The following is a 1,273-nucleotide window of genomic DNA, read 5'->3' as shown; positions in this document are numbered from 1 at the left end:
GGGTAATACCGGGCACAAAGCCTTCGATCCCCTTGTGGGAAGCCAGGTGCGCGCTGCCGTAGATGGCGACGAACTTCTCCCCATCAGGCAACTTGCCCAACACGTCGACGGCGACGTTGTTGGCCGCCCCGGCGCGATACATGAGGCCGTGCTCAGTCCCGGCAATCGCGGGCCTTGCCGTGCTGCCATCATCCAGCGCCACAATCCGCAGCCCTTTCTCTCGCGCTCGCTCGAACAGGGAGAGATCCAGATGCTTGGTTTTCAGCATGGTTGCCAGCTCGGGGGACATCTCTCCCCCCGCCAGATAGCGGTCGATCAGCGGCTGTGCCAGCTCACCGCGCAAGTGCTCCAGACCGATGACGGTCACCCCCTGCGCCTTGAGGGCATCCATCTGCTCGTTGACGAAGCGCAGACCATTCACGTCGCTGCCATGGGTTTCCCCGATCAGCAGGCCGTTACGGTTCTCCAGCAGGCGTGACAGCTGCCCCGCCAGCGTGCTCTCCTGTGCCACCTGATCGTTCAGATCCCGCAGGGCATTCCCGGCATAGCGGGCATCCCAGGCCGCCACGTCTGTCTGCTTGCTGCTGTGATAGATATTCTCAACCTGCTCGAGGCGGCGTGACTCCAGCTCGCCGAGATAGCGCCGGTCGGCAAACTGGTCCAGCATGATCATCTCGGCAGAGAGCTCGGAGCCGGGCGCAGCCTGCTTGGCTGCCTCCTTGATGAAGTAGACAGTCATCTGGGCAGACTGATCCCCCGTCATGTCCTGCAACTCCTGATAGGAGTAGCCCAGATGCAGCACCTTGCCGGTCTCGTCCAGCACGGCCTTGCTCAGCAGCCCCTTCGACTGGGCGTCTGCCAGCCACTTCTTCAGCTCGCCATACTGCTCGCCGAGCACGACATGGAAGCTGGCATCAAACGGCAGATCCGCAGGCGCCTGCCCCTGGTATCCCCCCTTGACCGCCAGATAGGGATCTTCTGCCACCCAGCGCAGCAACATCTGGGTGAGACCCGGATGCTTGCCATTCGCCTCCTCGGCAGCCTTGCCGATGACGAGGGCCGCCAGATCGGGGCGACGCGTTGCCAGTGCCGCGACATCGGCTTGCAGTGACGCCAGCTCACCGCGATAGAGACCGTCGTTGAGCTGGCTCTGCAACTGGCTCAGCGCCGGGTTTCTGCCAGAGCTCTCGTGCCTGGCCAGATAGCCGTCGATCAGGTTGTTCAACCGCAATGCGGCCTCCACCTGCGCCTGCCCGGTCGCACTGTGCAGCAC

Annotated in this window: 1 protein-coding gene; it reads right to left on the bottom strand. The window is 63.5% G+C overall.

Features of this window, described 5'->3' with window-relative positions; all coding sequences use genetic code 11:
- A partial coding sequence (locus tag AAC083_RS18420; RefSeq protein WP_146181729.1) for a membrane-targeted effector domain-containing toxin occupies positions 1-1,273 on the bottom strand: 1,273 nt, incomplete at both ends.

Source organism: Aeromonas sp. HMWF014, from assembly GCF_963878295.1.
GTDB lineage: Bacteria > Pseudomonadota > Gammaproteobacteria > Enterobacterales > Aeromonadaceae > Aeromonas > Aeromonas popoffii.
The sequence above is the reverse complement of the archived record's forward strand: the minus strand, read 5'-3'. Positions and strand labels throughout refer to the sequence as shown.